At 37.3% G+C, this 19,410-nt stretch carries 9 protein-coding genes; 6 read left to right on the top strand and 3 right to left on the bottom strand.

The window, feature by feature from the left end:
* Nucleotides 1-71: 71 nt before the first annotated feature.
* The 3 genes from Q4534_RS02090 to Q4534_RS02080 are packed head-to-tail and all read right to left on the bottom strand — an operon-like array spanning nucleotide 72 to nucleotide 5,426.
* Nucleotides 72-575 carry a hypothetical protein gene (locus Q4534_RS02090; protein WP_303611510.1) on the bottom strand — a complete coding sequence of 168 codons (504 nt, stop codon included), beginning with the start codon at nucleotides 573-575 and terminating at the stop codon, nucleotides 72-74.
* A gap of 14 nt (nucleotides 576-589) precedes the next feature.
* The gene (locus Q4534_RS02085; RefSeq protein WP_303611509.1) at nucleotides 590-2,074 is read right to left on the bottom strand and encodes a RagB/SusD family nutrient uptake outer membrane protein; all 1,485 of its coding nucleotides are present in this window, start codon (nucleotides 2,072-2,074) and stop codon (nucleotides 590-592) included.
* A 13-nt stretch (nucleotides 2,075-2,087) separates the two neighbouring features.
* Nucleotides 2,088-5,426 carry a TonB-dependent receptor gene (locus tag Q4534_RS02080; RefSeq protein ID WP_303611508.1) on the bottom strand — a complete coding sequence of 1,113 codons (3,339 nt, stop codon included), beginning with the start codon at nucleotides 5,424-5,426 and terminating at the stop codon, nucleotides 2,088-2,090.
* A gap of 777 nt (nucleotides 5,427-6,203) precedes the next feature.
* On the opposite strand from Q4534_RS02080, the gene Q4534_RS02075 reads away from it, so the two are divergent.
* The 6 genes from Q4534_RS02075 to Q4534_RS02050 all read left to right on the top strand — a co-directional run bounded on the left by Q4534_RS02075 (nucleotide 6,204) and on the right by Q4534_RS02050 (nucleotide 19,160).
* The gene (locus Q4534_RS02075; protein ID WP_303611507.1) at nucleotides 6,204-7,328 is read left to right on the top strand and encodes a DUF748 domain-containing protein; all 1,125 of its coding nucleotides are present in this window, start codon (nucleotides 6,204-6,206) and stop codon (nucleotides 7,326-7,328) included.
* Nucleotides 7,329-7,673: 345 nt separating this feature from the next.
* Nucleotides 7,674-8,669, top strand: a complete 996-nt coding sequence (locus Q4534_RS02070; protein WP_303611506.1) for a 2-dehydro-3-deoxygalactonokinase — start codon at nucleotides 7,674-7,676, stop codon at nucleotides 8,667-8,669.
* On the top strand, nucleotides 8,638-9,279 hold the full coding sequence (locus Q4534_RS02065) for a bifunctional 4-hydroxy-2-oxoglutarate aldolase/2-dehydro-3-deoxy-phosphogluconate aldolase (RefSeq protein ID WP_303611505.1): 642 nt from the start codon (nucleotides 8,638-8,640) through the stop codon (nucleotides 9,277-9,279). The genes Q4534_RS02070 and Q4534_RS02065 overlap by 32 nt, the downstream gene beginning before the upstream one ends.
* Before the next feature lie 68 nt (nucleotides 9,280-9,347).
* Nucleotides 9,348-10,712 (top strand): gluconate:H+ symporter, encoded by a 1,365-nt coding sequence (locus Q4534_RS02060; protein ID WP_303611504.1) that lies wholly within the window; start codon nucleotides 9,348-9,350, stop codon nucleotides 10,710-10,712.
* A gap of 86 nt (nucleotides 10,713-10,798) precedes the next feature.
* Nucleotides 10,799-15,259: a T9SS type A sorting domain-containing protein gene (locus Q4534_RS02055; RefSeq protein WP_303611503.1), complete on the top strand. Its 4,461-nt coding sequence runs from the start codon at nucleotides 10,799-10,801 to the stop codon at nucleotides 15,257-15,259.
* A gap of 607 nt (nucleotides 15,260-15,866) precedes the next feature.
* On the top strand, nucleotides 15,867-19,160 hold the full coding sequence (locus Q4534_RS02050) for a T9SS type A sorting domain-containing protein (RefSeq protein ID WP_303611502.1): 3,294 nt from the start codon (nucleotides 15,867-15,869) through the stop codon (nucleotides 19,158-19,160).
* The last annotated feature ends 250 nt before the right edge of the window (nucleotides 19,161-19,410 follow it).

The following is a 19,410-nucleotide window of genomic DNA, read 5'->3' as shown; positions in this document are numbered from 1 at the left end:
AGTACAATAAAAAGGACCTTTTCACCAATTTGAAAAGGTTCTTTTTATTCGTTCACTATTTGAAGAAATATTTATTCTTCTACAACTGTTACTTTTCCGGCCTCATAAACTACTTGTTTGTAATCAGCACTATTGTACCCATGGTTGGTTACCAGTATCGTTAAGTCAAATTCGCCAACTTCTTTATAGGTATAGGAAGTGTACCAACCTGTTTCTCCCAAGGCGGTTTTAAAACCTCTTGCTTTTACGAGTCCATAATCTGAGTAATAATCGCTAACAATTAGAACGGGATTACCGAACATATCCAAAGAATCTGTTTCCGTATTTACTTTCTTTACGATTCTACGTTCTCCCCCCGGCCAAACTGTAGCAATGTCCGCATCAGTATTCACCACAAACCGGAAGGCTTTGTTCACCGTAGGTTGAGTGATTAAAGAATCATTTCCTTCTATGTCCACCATATACATTTCTACGCTTTGAACGGTAGGATTGGGTACTATGTCTTCCTGTAAACAGGAGAAGAGAACCAAAGGGGCAAGCATGCCCATGAGGATTAAATTATATGTCTTTTTCATTTTCTTAATTTTTATTAGTAGCCTGGGTTTTGATTAAGTGAAGCATCCTTTTGAATCTCAGTAACCGGGATAGGTAGCAAAAGCTGGTATTCTTCAATAGGTTCTGTAGTAAATATTCTGGCATCAAAACCTACCACATTCATTAAAGCCCAGGAGATTTTTTCTACGGCTTTACCTGTTCTCACCAAATCAAAAAATCGATGGCCTTCAAAAGCCAATTCAACCCTTCTTTCATGTAAGATTTGATCGATATCGAGTTGGTCCACAGTCAAACCTTTCAAGCCGGCTCTTTCTCTTACCCTATTAAAGTAGGGCAAGGCTTCACTTGCTTTATTATTCGCTACCAAGGCTTCCCCATACATCAACAATGCATCTGCATATCTCGTGACCATGTAATTATAATCGGTACCTGTGATGTTGTATTGCGCTAGAGTGCTTGTTTCCGGAGTAAACTTTTTAGGCCAAGGCTGTAATTCGGGGCTTCCCCCTTCCAGTTTGCCTGAATCTAAGGTAGTATTGTACCTTGTCCAATCAGGCTCATCAATCCAGTCATTGTCTTCCACAAATTCTTGCATAAAGTTGAACATAACAATTGGCCCACCACCTGAAGCTATTCCATACAGGTAACCATTTTCGTTGGTCATCCATTTAAAGAGAAAATTAGGTTGACCTAAAGTCGCATTATAATTGATCTCAAAAATGGATTCATCGTTGAACTTGTTGTCTGGTTTATGAATGGCATCAAAATCATTTAATAAGGAGTAATTACCGGCCTCTTTGTCTACGATCAGTCTTTTCAATACTTCTTCTGCTTTTGTAGGATTATTCATCGTTAAATAAACCTTTCCCAAAATTGTCATAGCAGCTCCTTTGGTAGCCCTGGCTTCTTCTCCTTGCAAACCAACGTCACCCTTTTTCAAGCAATCTGCAATGGCTGCTTCCAAGTCCGGTATAATCACAGAAGAATAAATCTCGTCTATTGAAGTCCTACCTATACCTATGGCTTGGTTTGGGTCATCTAATCTCTCCACTACCTTTGGAACATCTCCATATAGTCTAACAAGGTTAAAATATGCCAAGGCTCTAAGGAATTTAGCTTCAGCTTGATAAACTTTTACTAATTCTTCCTCTTCAGCATTCAAAGGGGTATAATTGTCGATTATGTCAATAATGTTATTTGAGTTGACAATAACTTTATAATGATCTCTCCAAAAATTAGGACGAGAATTCCCTGTATTCTTTTTCATTAAGTAGTCATTACTTTGCCATAACACATCTTTGCCATCATCAGAAGAGATTTCCAAATATTGGGGTACCTGATATCGGGAATAAATATTCTGAAAAGGGGAATAGCAAGCAGCCAATCCGGCTTTTATTTCTGAGGGGTTATTATAAAATGCGCCTGTCGAAAGTGCATCCTCCGGTTGTCTGTCTAGGAAATCTTCCGAGCAAGAAAAGAGGAGGGTAATTATTAATAATAGATTTATTGTTTTTTTCATGATCTAGAGTCTTTTACAATGCCAAATTGATTCCTAAACTGATGGTCCTTGCCAAAGGATATGCTCCTCTGTCTATGCCTTGAGACAAAGCAGAATTTCCTTGGAAGTTTACCTCAGGGTTATAACCCGGGTATTTTGTAAAGAAGAAAGCATTCTGTACACTCATATAAACGCGTAAGTTGTTTATGTTTGCTCGATTTGCAATTTCTTTCGGTAAGGTATAACCCAAAACTACATTTTGAATATTTACATAAGTTCCCTTGAAAACCAAGCTACCGGAGACACTGGAACCATCCGCACTTTTTCTGGTAGGAGTAGCATAGGCTCCGTCAGTTCTGTAAGGCGTCCAGTAATTATTAAAATACTCGGTTGTCATACTCCTTCTTCCGCCTCCTCTTCCAAGCATACTTTCAAATTCAACCATGGACAGGTCACCTCCTTGGACGCCATTGACATGAACGGAAAAGTCAAAATTTTTGTAGCCAAAGTTATTGGTCATTCCCCAAACAAATGAAGGGTTGTTTTGGCCGATTACGGTTTGGTCATTGCTATCTAGGATGCCATCACCATTAACGTCTGCCGCTTTTGGTGTGCCGGGATTGGATCTTTTGCTCCATAAGGCCTGCTGTGGGTTGAAAATTGGTGATGTTTTTACATCTTCCCAATCATCAAATGCGCCTAAGTTTGAATAGCCCCAAATTCCTGCCAAAGGTCTGTTCTCCGCAGTATAACCATTATTATTGATGATTGGTCGTTTGTCTTTACCTATATCCAGTACTCGATTCCTGTAGTAAGAGAGGTTGGCAGAAGTACTCCATGTAAAGACGCCATCAATATTTCTGGTAGAAATAGCATATTCATAACCTCGATTCCTCATGGAACCTGCATTGGCCATAAAGGAGCTAAAACCGGTAACCACAGGCAATGGGAGATTAAATAGCATGTTTTCAGTTAGTCTATGGAAATAGTCTACACTCAACATCACTCTGCTGTCGAAGAGCTCTACATCAGTACCCAAACTGAAATCTGTCGTTTCTTCCCATCCTAAGGTAGAGTTGGCTACTTTCCCATCTACATATGAGGGTGCGAGCGTTGACCCGGAACCAAAGACGTAGGCCCCTGAATTCAAGGTGCTAAGCGCGAGATAATTACTTATGCCGGCATTTCCAATTACTCCCCATCCTCCTCTGATTTTAAGGTCATTCACTACAGCTCTAAAAGGTTCAAAGAAATTTTCATCAGATGCTCTCCAAGCTACAGACATGGAAGGAAAAATACCCCAACGGTTGTCTTTACCGAATTTTGATGAGCCATCTCTTCTGATACTACCGGTAAAATAATATTTACTGTCATAATTATAGATTACACGTGCAAAACTACCGATCATGGATTCACTAGAACGATTAGTTCGAGCATCATTTTGTGCATTTACAATGGTCGTCCCTTGGTTCAATGTAGGAATCAAATCAGTGGGATAATCGTATTTGTTGATATAAGTACTTCTATAACTGGCCTCATCTACAGAATACCCCACCATTGTATTTAAAGAGTGGGCATTAAAACTTTTGGTATAAGTCAGGAAGTTTTGAGAATTCCAGTTAAAGCTTGAGGTGACCTGATTAATCCCCCTTGATCTTGAAAAGGGCTGTGAGACCGTAGGCATGGAGTTTGGAAGGAAATAGTTTCTTTCCCAAAATCTAAATTGGGTATGGAATTCTGAACGGAATGTTAACCCTTCCATTAAATTGATTTCCGTGTACAAAGTGGCCAGATTCTTTACAGTTCTCCGCTTGTCTTCAATTTGGAAGTTGGCCAAAGGATTGACTGCAAAATCTAAGTTCCAAAACCATGGGTTCTCATAGGTGGCTTCTGTTCCATAATAGTGAGGGACACCATTTTCATCCGTTGGTGCCCAGATAGGAGGCAATCCTAAAGCATTATAAAACGGGTTTCTTGTGTTACCTCCTTCAGTATTGGCTAGTACTTCTGTGTTTTCCAGGGAAGGTGCCAACATCAAACCTAATTTTAGGTAATTATTAACTTTCATGTCCACATTGGCTCTGAAAGAAAAACGATCATAACCTGAGGACTTGACAATACCCTCTTGGTTAAAATAACCGCCTGAAATTCTATAAGTGATATCCTCTGTTCCGCCGGATGCAGAAAGTTGAATATCATTTGTTTTACCCATTTGACTTATTACATCCTGCCAATCTGTATTATGAGGACTATTTTTTGTGGTATCAGTAACCGTAATCCAGCGGTAAAACATTTGGTACGGGTCCTGCATTCCTGCCGAATATTGTGAGTAATTTGTCCAATTGCTGATTCTCGTTTCATCAGAATCTGTCCATTGCCAAAGCGGAGCCTCCGGGTCATTGGTACCGAAATTTGGATCTTCGATTACATAGGCAGCAGCCCTCGATTCATCCATCATTTGCAAAAATTGGTCTCTATTCAATACTTCTACCTTATTTAGCATGGATTGAATACCTGACGTTGCATTGATAGAAATACTAGGTTTACCTGATTTACCCTTTTTTGTCGTGACCAAGATGACCCCATTGGCAGCCTGTGTACCATAGATGGCACTTGATGAGGCATCTTTCAATACCTCTATGGATTCAATATCAGCCGGATTGATAGAATTTAAAGGGTTTTCAGTTTTATTGTATCCATCCTTAATTGGGAAACCGTCAATTACAATCAGTGGACTGTTGCTCGCATTAATTGAACTTACTCCTCTGATCACAATGTTCGATCCTCCTCCAGGTGCTGAATTATTGTTAGAAATTCTTACTCCGGGCATTTTTCCCTGCAAGGATTGAACAAAATTAGAGGAGGGTCGGTCCTTAAGATCTTCTGCGGATGCAGAGGAAATGGCAGTTGAAATATCTTTTCTTTCCTGTGTACCATAACCAATTACCACTACTTCTTCAAGTGCTGAGATGTTTTCCTTTAGCGTAACATTCAGTATTGTACGGCTTCCTATAGCGATAGTCTGTTTCTCAAATCCGATAAATGAGAAAACCAAAGTGGCGTTTTCTGGTACAGACATTGAATAGCTCCCATCAATATCTGTAACAGTGCCTACAGATGTTCCCGGTATAGATACTGTCACTCCAGGCAATGGTTCGCCATCAATATCTGTTACGACTCCTTTTATGGTAATATCGGCTAAAAGGAATTTGTTCAATGATTTGTGTTCCCTAACAATAGTGGTAGATGAACTGAAATCTGGCTTTGCCAATGTCGGGTTAATTGACATGGCACTACTGGTGAAAGTAGCCAGTAGAATACCTGTGAATAAATTTCTACGTCCAATTCGCCGTAGAAGTATACTTTTTTTCATAACATTTGGGTTTAAAGTTAAATTAGATAATAAAATAATTATATAGTACTCATCATACTCTGAATTAAGTGGTTTCTAACTCGTACTTCCTAAAGCCTTTTATTTATATTCATAGATTAAAATTTAGAATTTAAACGTTGGTAACGTTCACATTTAAAGTGAATTATTATAGGGTAGGAAATTGTATTAGTGTTTAAATACAATGATTGATTAGAAAATTAATAATATTATAATCTGTAATTATAAAAAAATAATTTAAAATAAAAAAGATGTAATGAATTTGACGATGGTGAAAAGTTGAAATGATTATATTTTTTAGAGATATTACTTTGTTGATATTATAAAAAATCTTTAATTATAAAGTATTAGCATAAATAAATACTATTAATTGTTAAATATTTTTAATTATTTACTAATATTTTACTAAAATGATAAAATTCCATAAAATGAATTTTTATAATATTTTTTTTCAAAATTTAATCTAGACGGTTAAGCTTTAATCCAAATTTGATGTGTGGGACTTTCGGCATGATATTTGGAAAATCTTTAATGGATTCAATTAGGGGACATAAATCTTAAGCGTTTTATGGAGTAATATCGGGAATAGTAAGGTAGGCATCTCTTGTAAAAAGGTGGAGGAAGTTTGAGTTTAGACTTGGGAGTCAATTTTTTGGATGTCTTAGGCTCGATTCGATTTAAATTTCAGCAAACAAACCTTTTTAGCTTCACTAAGTTACCCTAAGTGCTAGTGTTTATATATTCAAATTAAAAAGTCAAATGCGGAAAAAAACGATAATCAGTATTGGGATAATTGTTAGTTTATTGCTCATTTTAAGGTTGTTTCTACCAAGTATTGTGCTTCATTTCGTCAATAAAGAGCTGAAAGATATGGACGAATATACTGGCAAAGTGGAGGATATAGATATTGCTTTAATCAGGGGCGCTTATGTAATTGATGGAATTGAGATTTTAAAAAGAGACACAGGCCAAACTGCCGCTGTAGATACAGTACCCTTTTTCTCATGTCCAAATGTTGACCTATCCATTCATTGGAAGGCTTTATTTGAAGGGAAAATAGTAGGTGAGCTTTTGGTGAATCAACCCAAGTTAAACTTTGTACATACCCCAAGTGTTGAGCCGGAAGTCAAGCAAGATACTTCCGACTTGAGAGATTTGATCCGAGATTTAATGCCTTTGGATATCAACCGGTTTGAGATCAAACAAGCCGAGATTCACTATATAGACAATTTGTCTACTCCGGAAGTGGATGTGTTTATAACAGATTTAAATATACTTGCAACTCATTTGACCAATGATCCAGTTGAAGGAGATTCTTTACCATCCACTCTCAATGCAAATGGTAGTGCCTATGGTGGTGAATTCAATTTAGATGTGAATTTAAATGCGCTAGCCGAAAAGCCTACCTTTGATATGAATGCTGAAATTGAAAAAGTGGATATGGTTGGATTGAATGAATTTTTAAGGGCCTATGGGAATTTTGATGTAAAAAAAGGAGAGTTTAATGTATTCACAGAATTCGCCGCTAAGGATGGTAACTTTAAGGGATATGTAAAACCATTAATTAAAGATTTAGATGTGGTACAATGGAACAAAGAAGAGGGGAATATGCTTCAGGTTTTATGGGAAACCCTTGTTGCAGGAGCTGCAGAATTGTTCGAAAACCAAAAAGAGGACCAATTAGGTTCGAAAATCACCATTGAAAACACCTTTGAAAATCCGAACATTCATTCCGGTCAAGCTATTCTGATAATATTAAGGAATGCCTTTGTCCAAGCCTTAAGGCCTTCGATCGAGCAATCCATAAATTTAAATAATATTGAGGAAGAGGATGCTAAGACGGGTTTTTTTGAAGAGATTTTTAAGGGAGACAGTGAAAATTAAGAGTTGATTTACCTTTAATTGGCATCAGAAATACAATTTTATTTCTTTATTTTTTACTTTTCACTTTTAAAAATACAAGAAAACGGCATGAGCCAAATGAATGGATGGCAATAACAAGTATTTTATAAGACAGCAAGGCATATAAATTTTTTAACACTAAAAATAAATAGGCACTGGGGAAATAATGATCTCAGTGAATTAAATGATTATACTTTTCAAGTATTAAATAATATTTTTAGCTAATTTTAAAAGTCAATCGACATAATTTTCATTGATATTACCTGTTCTGGGTAGGAGATTGAAGGTGATTTGGTAAATCTGGGGTTAGATAAATTTTGAGAAAATATGATGAAATTTTTGAGTTGTGATTGGGGGACAAGTTCTTTCAGATTACGGATTGTCAATTTAACTGATGCAAGCATAGAAGGTGAGTATGTGAATGAAGCGGGAATACAAGCTACCTACCATAAGTTCGTAGAATCCGGAAATGAGGAGCATAGAGTTAAATTTTATTTCGACCAATTAAAGAAGGAAATTAAGCAAATGAGCATTAACCTCCATGTTAATTTAGATGGAATGTTGATCGTTTGCTCGGGTATGGCCTCTTCTAGTATAGGGATTATGGAACTGCCTTATGCGGATTTGCCTATAGATGTAAAAGGGAATTCGGTAGGATTGGAATACTTTCCTATTTCCGATGATTTTGACCATTCCTTGCTATTGGTGTCAGGCCTTAGGAGTTCGGACAATGTCATGAGGGGAGAGGAGACTCAACTGATAGGTGTGGTGAGGCAGTTGGAAAATTTCTCAGGTGAGGGTGTTTTTATTTTACCGGGGACCCATTCCAAGCACATAAAAGTAAAAGGATATAAGGTCAGCAACTTCAAAACCTACATGACCGGAGAGGTGTTTCAATTAATGGCTTATCAAAGTATTCTATCAAAAAGTGTGAAAATGGACGCTAGGCCAAACGAAAAGTTCCAAGAAATTTTTAAAGTTGGGGTTGAGGAGGGCGCTTCAAGTGCTTTATTATCGGTGCTTTTCAAGGTGAGAACGAACGAATTATTTGGTCGTTATACCAAAGAAGAAAACTTTCATTATTTAAGCGGTTTGTTGATTGGGAATGAACTGAGTAATTTGGTGGAAGAAAAGGATTCCAGAATTTATCTCTGTTCCGAAGGTAAATTGCATTTAAATTATGCAATAGGAATGGAAATATTGGGTCTCCATGCTGAGGTTTTACCCAAAGAGTGGGTCCGTAAATCAGTCATTCATGGTCAAATTCAAATTTTGAATCAAAATATTAACAATGAAAAAAACATTTTCCTGGGAAGCTTTTGATAAAGCTCCCATAGTAGCCATTTTCAGAAATTTAGAGAGTGATGATTTGCTTCAGGTTGCTCACTGTTTTAAAGTTTCAGGCCTTTCCACCATGGAAATCACTTTGAATTCTAAAAATGCCACCGAGGATATCGCTCGCTTGGTCAATGAATACGGCGATGAACTAAATATAGGAGCTGGAACCGTTTGTGACATCAATGACTTGCATGCTGCTTTAGGTGCAGGGGCTCAGTTTATCGTTACTCCAATATTAGATCAAGAGGTAATTCAATATTGCGTGGCCAATCAAGTTCCGGTATTCCCGGGAGCTTTCACCCCCACAGAGGTTTATAAAGCATGGAAATTAGGAGCCAATATGGTCAAGGTGTTTCCTTCGTCGGCCATGGGACCGGGTTATATCAAGGATTTATTAGGCCCTTTGGATACTATTAAATTGTTGCCTACCGGTGGTGTCAGCAAGGACAATATATCAGCCTATTTTAAAGCAGGTGCATCTGGTGTTGGTGTTGGTAGTGCTGTGGTTCCAAAATCTTTCTTACAGAACAAAGATTGGGAAGGTCTTAAAAAACACCTAAGTCAATTTTTAAAAGCCTATCAGGATACTGATTAGTATGCCGAATTAATTCTACTATTTCGGCTATTTTATATTTCCCCTATTATATTTTATTTAATAAACCCATGGATCAAACGCTTTATCTATTTATAATTACCTCTTTGTCTATATTGTTGTTGTTGGTATTAGTGATGAAATTAAAGGTGCATGCCTTTATTTCTTTATTATTGGCCAGTTGTTTTGTAGGCTTGGCATCAGGTATGCCTTTTATGGAACTTATAGGTAGTCTTCAAAAAGGCATGGGTGATATTTTAGGTTTTATTACCATTGTTGTTGGTCTTGGTGCAATTTTAGGTAAATTGTTAGAGGTCTCCGGGGGTGCACAAACCATGGCTCATTTTTTAATTAAAGGTTTTGGGGAAAAGAGAACTTCTTGGGCATTAATGCTAACAGGTTTTATTGTTTCTATACCGGTATTTTTGGATGTAGGCTTTATTATCTTAATTCCATTGGTTTATGCCTTAGCCAATAAATCAGGAAATTCATTGTTACATTATGCTATTCCTTTATTAGCAGGAATGGCCGTTACACATGCCTTTATTCCTCCTACTCCCGGACCGGTAGCAGTTGCGGAAATATTAAATGCTCCTTTAGGCTGGATGATAATTTTTGGGGTGATTGTGGGATTGCCTTGTGCGATATTGGCAGGGCCTATTTTTGGTCAGTATATTTCTAAGAAAATATTTGTGCCTGTTCCTTCACATATAGAATTTAAGGATGAAGCTACAAGTAATGCTTCTAAAAGCGACTTTTATTTAATAGCATTTATTATTATTCTGCCCTTAATATTAATTTTAATTGCTACCACTTCCAATTTATTGGTGGAGACGGGCCATATTAATGGAGATAATTATTTGTTAGAAATAGCCCAATTTTTAGGGCATCCTTTTATTGCGTTGACCATAGCTACCCTGGTGGCCCTTTATTTCCTAGGGTATAGAAAAGGGTACAAGGCCAAACAATTGCTTGAATTTTCAGACAGGGCCCTAGCTCCTGCAGGACTTATTATTGTGATAACAGGTGCTGGTGGGATGTTTAAAGAAATCCTTGTGCAAAGTGGTGCCGGAGAAGCACTTGCTGAAGTTTTTATAGCCTATAATGTAGCCCCTATAGTGATGGCTTATCTAATCGCGGTTATTATTCGTATCATTCAAGGTTCGGCCACTGTGGCCATGGTGACCGCTGCAGGAATGATCTCTCCAATAATTATAGATATGAACATGTCTGATCCTCATAAAGCTTTAATAGGTATTGCTATAGCAGCAGGAGCTTGTATCTTATCTCATGTAAATGATTCGGGGTTCTGGTTGGTTAAGAAATATTTGGATATAAGTGAGAAAGAAACTTTACAAACTTGGACTACTCTCGAGACTATAATATCTATTACAGGTTTTATTATAGTACTTTCTATTTCTATTATTTTTATGTAAAAGATTAAAAACTAATAAGTTGAGTTTGTTAACTTAATTTTTACATATATATATTTATGTATATATAACCCATAAATATGTCTGTTATGAAAAAACCTTACAGTGTTTTAACCTTTATTATTCTGCTGCTTATACTACCAATGGGCTTAGTATATTCTCAGAATGATATTCCCGATAATAAGGGAAAAGAATTTTGGTTAATGTTTAACCGGAATAATGATAATTCTGGAGTTAATTTAGACCTATTTATATCAGGCGATGTACCAACTACTGGTAAGGTCAATTTACCCAATAATGTTGTAATAGATTTTTCAGTCACACCTGGAGAAATTACCAAAGTTGATTTACCCACAAGTTTATTGGCTAATCAAGATGATGAGATTAGTGACAAGGGGGTGCATATTATAGCTGAAAATGAAATTACTGTTTACGGCCTAAACCAAAGGTCTGCTTCTACGGATGCCTTTTTGGGACTACCTGTTGATATTTTGGGCAATGAATATATTATTATGTCCTATACTTCTTGGAGTTCAACAGTTACGTTAGCTTCCGTTCTCGGAGTAGTAGCAACTGAGGACAATACTACGGTGACAATAATTCCAGCCAATGGGACCAGATTAAGAGCCGAAGGAGTGCCCTATGAAATCACCTTGCAGAAAGGACAAACTTATCAGCTGGCGGCTGCAATCAGTGGAAAAGATCTCACAGGTACTATCGTAAGATCTGATGCTCCCATTTCTGTTTTTAGTGGACACACCTGTAGTAATGTACCTTTTGGGACTACTTATTGTGACCACTTAATTGAGCAAATCCCCCCAGTCTCTTCTTTAGGGCAAAGTTTTGTTACTACACCATTGTCAACTAGAAGGTCTGGTGATATTTTTAGAATTTTAGCGACTAAAGATGGAACAAATGTATCAGTGGTAGGAACTCAGGGATTTACTCAGGATTTTACACTAGCCAAAGGGGAGTTTAAGGAGTTGAGTATTCCTAGTAATGTTTTTACAAATATTGAATCCAATCAGGCAATTTTGGTTGCCCAATATTCAAAAGGTCAAACATCAGATGGAGTGATTTCTGATCCATTTATGATGCTGATACCTCCATTTGAGCAGTTTCAAAATCAATATACAGTAAGTACACCTTCTGTCGGTTTTAATAAGCATTTTATTAATCTGGCTGTTCCTATTTCTCAAAAGGATAAGATCGACGTGGATGGTAGTTTTTTAGACCCATCTATTTTCACTAATATCCCGGGATCTACCTATGCTGGTGCACAGGTAGAAGTTTCTCAAGGAACACATAATATTTCTGGAAACTTGGCTTTTGGCGCTTTTATGTATGGTTTTGGTAGTTATGATTCCTATGGATACCCGGGGGGGCAAGCCTTAGCCAGTGTAGAACAAGTACGGAATATTAATTTAGATCTGGAACAGGAAATCCAGCAAGGAACCACCTATTGCTTCAATTCTACTGTGACAGACGATGAAGGAATTCCTATTTTCGGTGTTAGGGTTGATTTTGAAGTGGAAGGAGTCAATGAAAAAATAGGCTTTGGGGTAACAAATAAGGAAGGAATCGCCAATTTCTGTTTTGATGCCACCAATGAGGGAACCGATAAAATTATCGCCTCAGTTGGAAGTAATTTTGTGGAAGCTACGGTTACAACAACTATTCCTAGACCGGATCAGGTGCTACTTTCCTCTTTGCCTGAATCGGTGACCTTGGGTGAAGAGATATGCCTTAACAGTCAGGTATTGGATCAATTTGGCAATCCTATGGAGGATGAAGAGCTATTTATCGAATATATGGGCAATATAATCCATAGCGGTGAATCTGATGAGAATGGAATGGTTGAATATTGCTTCACACCGGAAGAAGGTGGAGACCTTTTATTTACCAGTTATTATGACGGTGGCGATAAAACCGAAACTACCGTAATGATAGAGATTCCTGCCTCTGTTCCTACAACCATAAGTATAGATGGCGGATCAAATGAGGTAAATTTAGGACAACAGGTATGTGTGACGGCCACTGTTAAAGATCAGTTTGGAAATGTAATGGAAGGGGTAGAAGTCCAACTGGAAATCAATGGAGAAGCTGCCGGTTCGGAGATAACAGATGAAAATGGCATTGCTGAATTCTGTAAAACTTCTGAAGTTGAAGATGGTGAGTTGCTTGTTTTTACAGTTAACTATATCGGAGGAGGTAGTCCGGCTTCAACCAATATAAAAGTAATCAATTCCGGTGGTGGAAGTGGAAGCGGAGACGGAGGTACTGACCTTGTAGCCAGTGCCATTTCAATAACCAATATATCTGCTGAGGTCAATTTGGGTGAGGAAGCCTGTGTGGAATCCCTAGTGTTGGATCAAAATGGTGACCCACTTATAAATAAAGAAGTAACAATTGAAATCAATGGAGAAGTTGTTGCCACCTTAATGAGTGATGAAAATGGAATAGTTGCCTATTGTATTGTTACCGACAGCATGGGTGATTTAAGTTTTGCTGTAAATTATGCAGGTGGAACTCCTGCCACAGGTACGGTTAAGGTCATTCAAGTGGTGTTGGTTGCTACATCCATTTCAGTTAATCCATCGGAGGGTGAAGTGGTTCTCAATGAGGAGACATGTTTAGAAGTAGAGGTCTTGGATCAGTTCGAAGACCCTGTTGGACTCATAGAGGTATTCGTTACTAAAAATGGAGAGCCTGCCGGGTCTTTAATGACAAATGAGGACGGAGTATTGAATTATTGCTTCAATCCGGATATGGAAGGGGAGTTTGAATTCGGCTTCTATTATGCAGTCGAGAATACCGTTACCGCAATGATAACTGTCACTGATAACGCTCCAGTCCCTACCATTATTTCGTTTGAAGAAAACGAAGTGGAAATAGTGCTTGGTGAAGAGGTATGTTTGGCAGCCACTATATTGGATCAATTTGGAATGCCATTAGCAGGTGTAGAAGTTTCTTTTGATGTAAATGGTGTATTCTACGGGAAAGGCATCACTGATGAAAATGGTAGGGTAGAACGCTGTGGTACTCCGGATGAGTTAGGTGATTTGATGGTCACTGCCAATTATGATGGAGGAGAAGAAGCGGAGGCAACTGTTAAGGTTGTTGATGAAAATGGGGAATTGGCCATTGAAGGCTTTTGGTTGGTAGATGCAAATACTTTTTCATTAATCAGAGAATTGAAAGATGGAGAAAGAATTCCATATTCTACTTTAAAAGGTAATAGATACAACGTTGCTGCGATTACCAATAAAGGTAAAGTTGGTGCTGTAAAATTTGTTTATCAATACTTTTTTAGGTGCTCCACTTGTTCTCCATATGGATATTCAAGAACGGAATTTCATGAACCGTATACGGCTTTTAAAGAAGGTGTAGGCAGATTTGCAGGTAAAGCATTATATCCTGGCATTTATGAGTTTAGTGCTACACCTTATGAAATTAATAGATATCAAGGAGATGGAGGTTTGGAGTCTACATTAAAGTTTGAAGTTTATTTTGATAATATTATTGAAGGTTTCACCTTAGTTAATGCTACTGATGATACAGATATCATAGAAATTAAGGATGGAGATATTATTGATCTATCCACTTTTAAAGGGAAGAAGTTTAATATACGAGCAAATACTCCACTAAATCAAGTACAGGGTGGAGTGGGTATGGAGATTAGTGGTCCTATTAACTTATCCAAATTTGAGAAAATTGAACCATACGCGCTTTTTATGGATACTAATGGTGATTATGCTGGAATAGATCTTCCTGAGGGTACTTATTCTTTGGCTGCTTCTGCATTCCCTTTCAATTCAAGCACTCAAAGAGGTTTTGGTGGAGATACCTTATCAGTCAATTTTGAGGTGATTCATAATAGCAAAATTGATAAATTCACGCTGGTAAATGCAGATACTGACGAAGATATTATGGAGCTTATGGAAGGTAGTTATATTGATTTGAATCAATACAAAGATGTCAAGTTGAATATAAGGGCTGATGGCAAAGGGGATAATATCGCAGCCATGACTTTCCAATTGTCCGGAGCTAAGAATTACAACTGGACGGAGAGAAAAGCACCATACGCCATTTTTGGAGATTTACCTGCCAATGATTATTCAGGCAAGTACTTCAATGAAGGTAAATATAAATTGATGGTCTCTCCTTATAATGCTGACAATACTATGGGTGAAAGTTTAACTGTCAATTTTATGGCCGGCTTTGATGGGGGAGGAAATTTGAGGATAGTCAATGAATCCATTGATCAGTTAGAGAGTAATTCCTTAGAAGGGGAAACCGCCAATGGCAGTTTAATGGAAGACCTAAAAGTCTATCCTCAACCTTCTCAAAATATAGTGAATTTCCTCTATCCCTCTTCTTTGAGTGAAGATGTTACAGTTATGATCTATAAAGGCAACGGACAATTGATCCATGGAGCCAAGCTAGGCAATACCCCTAGCTTTAACTTTGGAGGCTTTGGTTCAGGCCTGTACCTGATTCATGTGTCCAACGGTGACAGGATAATTTCCAAGAAAGTATTTATCTATTAATTTAAATTTTGATCAATTTAAAGCTCCGGACTTTGGTTCGGAGCTTTTTTTATTTTTCGGTAAAATGAAATTGATTCTCGAAAAAGGCATTAGATAATCGCCTAGGTGCTGAAATCAGTTCAAAATCAGCCGCCTCTTTGCTGTTTTGTACTTTAACATAAGGGTGCTATCCTACTTCCAAACTGATTTATTGGCTAGCTATTACCACAATTATTACGAACCCTATTATTTATGCCTGATTAAATTTGAACATTTTTATCAATTTATTAAAGGGCCGGTTCCCTTCACTTGAAGGAAGTTTTTAACGGATTAATTACAAAATTCAAAGAAAAAACAGCTATTTAGGAAAGGAAAATTTGGGTTTCAATAAAGAGGAAGTCATGGAGTTAATAGATAGCATAATCACCTGCTTGAATTATAATTTTAAAATAAATAGCTAGTATTTTTTTTATAGAAAGAAAGAAATTTCCTACCGGTGTTAAAATTATCCAATGTGTTGAATTAAGCAGTTATATTAAAAAATAACTTAAGCTTACAGGATGATTTGTTGTGATATTTAATTTATACAAGTTAATTTGTGCGTTAAATATTCAAAAAATTGCCTTTTATGAAAAATATCTACTTTGTTTTATGCTTAATTTTTACACTGGCTGCTTTTCCTTTTCATACATCTCAGGCTCAGGTTGAAGTTCCGGACAGTAAGGGTAAGGAATTTTGGTTGATGTTCAACCGTAATAATGACAACGTTGATGTTAAATTAGAACTTTACATTACCGGTGAAAAAGAAACCTCAGGGTATGTGAAATTACCGGATAACAGTATAATAAATTTTCAAGTTTTACCCAATAAAACTACTTCCGTTAAAATCCCGGATACATTCATCGCTTCAGAGCAAGATGGGGTTGAAAAAAAAGGGATTAATATAATAGTAGAAGAAGAAGTGGCGGTTTTTGGACTCAATCAAAAGTCCTCCTCAACAGATGCTTTTCTAGGCCTTCCTGTTGATGTACTGGGAGAAGAATACATAGTGATGGCGAATAACTCCTATGCACCAAATAGCTCCTCTTCTCCTGTTTTTGGGGTAGTTGCGACCATGGACAATACGGAAATAACCATTCTACCGACCACTACTACACAGAATAGACAATCCGGCATACCTTACCAGGTTCTTTTGCAAAAAGGAGAATCCTATCAGTTGACAGCAGATGCTTATTTTTCGGATCTTACAGGAACCTCTGTTACTTCTAATAATCCCGTAGCAGTGTTTAGTGGTCATACTTGTGGAAATGTGCCTCTTTTCACAAATGGTTGTGATCAAATGATTGAACAGGTTCTCCCGGTATCTACTTTGGGGAAAACATTCATCACAGTACCCTTAGCCACTAGGGAAGAAGGAGATGTTTTTAGAGTTTTAGCAACAAAAGATGGTACCCTTGTTAAAGTTGTAGGGAATAATGGGTTTTCTGAGGAGTTTTCTCTGGGCAAAGGAGCTTATGAGATCTTAAATATTCCAAGTAATGTTTACACTAAAATTGAGTCCAATTATTCAGTTATGGTGGCCCAACTATCAAAAGGTCAGACCTCGGATGATGTCTCCTCAGATCCTTTTTTGATGCTTGTTCCTCCGGTAGAACAATACCAACACGAGTATTGGGTAAGTACTCCCCAAACAGGATTTGAAAACCATTTTATTAATTTGGCGGTTCCAATTTCCCAAAAAGGGAAAGTTCGCATAGATGGGAGCCTAATAGGTTCTTCTATTTTTGTAGATATACCGAATAGCAATTTCGCCGGGGCCCAGATTCAAGTAACAGAGGGAAGTCATCATATTGTCGCTGACCTACCTATTGCCGTTTTTATATATGGTTTTGATAGTTACAATGCTTATGGTAATCTGGGAGGCCAGGGCATGGGGGATATTGCTGAAATTCAAAATCTACAACTAATAATGAATGAAGAAGAGCAGCAAGGCGCTACCTATTGTGTAAAAGCCTTAGTGACAGACGAAGAGGAGAGCCCACTATTCGGTGTAAAAGTAGATTTTGAAGTTCAAGGGCCCAATAAACAAAATGGTTTCAGTATTACCAATGAAGAAGGGTTCGCACATTTTTGCATTGAGGCAAGTACCAAAGGTACGGATGAATTGATTGCAAGTATAGGATCTTCAATTGTAGATACAGTTACTGTTGATAGCAATAAGCCGGTCCCTTCATCGATTACTTTTCTCGATTATGTTGTAAATGGACTAGTAGGTGAGGAGATATGTTTGAATGCGACTGTACTGGATCAGTTTGGAATTCCAATTGCAAATGAAGAGGTATCTTTTGATGTCAATGGAACTTTTTATAATAAGATCATATCGGATGAAAATGGTGAAATTACTTTTTGCCAATTGCCGAACCAAGAAGGTGACTTAGAAGTCAATGCTTATATTGATGAAAACAAAGCTACTGAGGCTACTATTTCGGTAGTCTCTGTTCTTGAAAACCTAACAATTGAAAAGTTTTTATTAGTAGATGCAAGTACGAATTCAATTATAGGAGAAATCCGGGAGAATGATAAAATCGCCTATGCTACCATCAAGGATAAGAAACTGTCGATTATAGTTATTACTAATCCTGAAAAAGTAAGTAGTGTAAAATTGGAGTTGGAGTCATTAACCCAATGTAGTAGTTGCACTAAATCTTTTCATGAGATTACAGAAAATGTAGAACCTTTCGCACTCTTTGGTGATATTAAAGGCAACTACCTTGGTTATAATTTTTTTCCGGGCAATTATAAGTTAACAGCCACCCCTTTTGAATTTAGAGGACAAACGGGAAATCAGGGAGTAAGGTCTACCATTAGCTTTGAAATCTTTTATGAAGCTAGTATAGATAGTTTCACACTTGTAAATGCAACGGATAACGATGATATTATTAAAATAACAGACGGTGCCACAATTGATTTGTCAACTTATAAAGGTAAAAAATTCAATATTAGAGCAAATGTGCCAAACAAGCAAACCCAAGGTGGTGTAGGCATGTCCATAGACGGTCCTGTCACACATTCTCAATTTGAAAAAGTTGAGCCTTTGGCGCTTTTTACGGATGTTGGGGGAGATTATACCGAAAAAGATTTGCCTGAAGGAGCATATACCTTATCCGCAATTGCTTACCCATTCCAATCAAGCAGCACCAGAGGAATAGGAGGGAAAGTGTATACTGTAGAATTTAAGGTAATTCACAACAGCAAAGTGGATAAGCTGATTTTAGTAAATGCTGATACGGATGTCGATATTATGCCATTAGTCGAAGGAAGTAATATTGACCTAAATCTATATAAAGATGTAAAGTTGAATATTAGAGCTGAGGGAAAAGGGGTGCAGTTAGCTGCCATGGCCTTCCAATTATCAGGAGAAAAGAATTATAATTGGACCGAAAGAAAGGCCCCGTATGCCATTTTTGGTGATTCACCAGGTTTGGACTATAATGGGAAATACCTCAAAGAAGGTACGTACAATTTAAAGGTGACTCCTTATAATAGTAACAATGCAAAAGGAGAGCCTCTCACGGTTAACTTTAGTGTTGGCTATAGTGATGGAAACAATTTGAGAGTTAGCAATGGATCCCTTAATCAAGAAGAGGAGATAATTGTTGAAAGTGATGCTCAGGATGGGGTTGAGGTGGAAGAGCTTATGGTTTACCCCCAGCCATCCAAAAATTATGTTCATATCATCTATCCCTCTCATATCAGCGAAGATGCTATGGTTATGATATACAAAGGCAATGGGCAATTGATCCATGGTTCTAAAAAGGGAAACACTTCAGGCTTTAATTTTGAGCATTTTGGGTCGGGTTTGTATTTGATTCATGTCAATAATGGAAAAAGAGTAATTTCTAAAAAGGTATTTATCCATTAAAGATATATCCCGGTTACTATTTATTGTAAGCTCCGAACAACTGTTCGGAGCTTTTTTTATGGCTACCAATTCAACTGCCATTGTTTAAAATGTGTTGTTTCCTTTTCCTTTTTTTAAAATTAAACCTTAGCCAGTGCATTTCATTTGGGTCTACACCGTTACATTTTGTGCTCTATTCATGAGCTCAATGAAAAGATTGACTATATGAGAATGAAAAAAATGAATGGATTTTTAAGCTGTAATACTTTTA

The sequence above is a fragment of the Cyclobacterium sp. 1_MG-2023 genome (assembly GCF_030546805.1).
In the GTDB taxonomy this organism is placed as follows: Bacteria; Bacteroidota; Bacteroidia; order Cytophagales; family Cyclobacteriaceae; genus Cyclobacterium.
The sequence above is the reverse complement of the archived record's forward strand: the minus strand, read 5'-3'. Positions and strand labels throughout refer to the sequence as shown.

What these genes read in the sequence shown, in the direction of transcription:
- Q4534_RS02090 (WP_303611510.1), bottom strand. Translation starts at nt 575, where the DNA reads ATGAAAAAGACATATAATTTAATCCTCATGGGCATGCTTGCCCCTTTG.
- Q4534_RS02060 (WP_303611504.1), top strand. Translation starts at nt 9,348, where the DNA reads ATGGATCAAACGCTTTATCTATTTATAATTACCTCTTTGTCTATATTG.
- Q4534_RS02080 (WP_303611508.1), bottom strand. Translation starts at nt 5,426, where the DNA reads ATGAAAAAAAGTATACTTCTACGGCGAATTGGACGTAGAAATTTATTC.
- Q4534_RS02075 (WP_303611507.1), top strand. Translation starts at nt 6,204, where the DNA reads ATGCGGAAAAAAACGATAATCAGTATTGGGATAATTGTTAGTTTATTG.
- Q4534_RS02065 (WP_303611505.1), top strand. Translation starts at nt 8,638, where the DNA reads ATGAAAAAAACATTTTCCTGGGAAGCTTTTGATAAAGCTCCCATAGTA.
- Q4534_RS02055 (WP_303611503.1), top strand. Translation starts at nt 10,799, where the DNA reads ATGAAAAAACCTTACAGTGTTTTAACCTTTATTATTCTGCTGCTTATA.
- Q4534_RS02070 (WP_303611506.1), top strand. Translation starts at nt 7,674, where the DNA reads ATGATGAAATTTTTGAGTTGTGATTGGGGGACAAGTTCTTTCAGATTA.
- Q4534_RS02085 (WP_303611509.1), bottom strand. Translation starts at nt 2,074, where the DNA reads ATGAAAAAAACAATAAATCTATTATTAATAATTACCCTCCTCTTTTCT.
- Q4534_RS02050 (WP_303611502.1), top strand. Translation starts at nt 15,867, where the DNA reads ATGAAAAATATCTACTTTGTTTTATGCTTAATTTTTACACTGGCTGCT.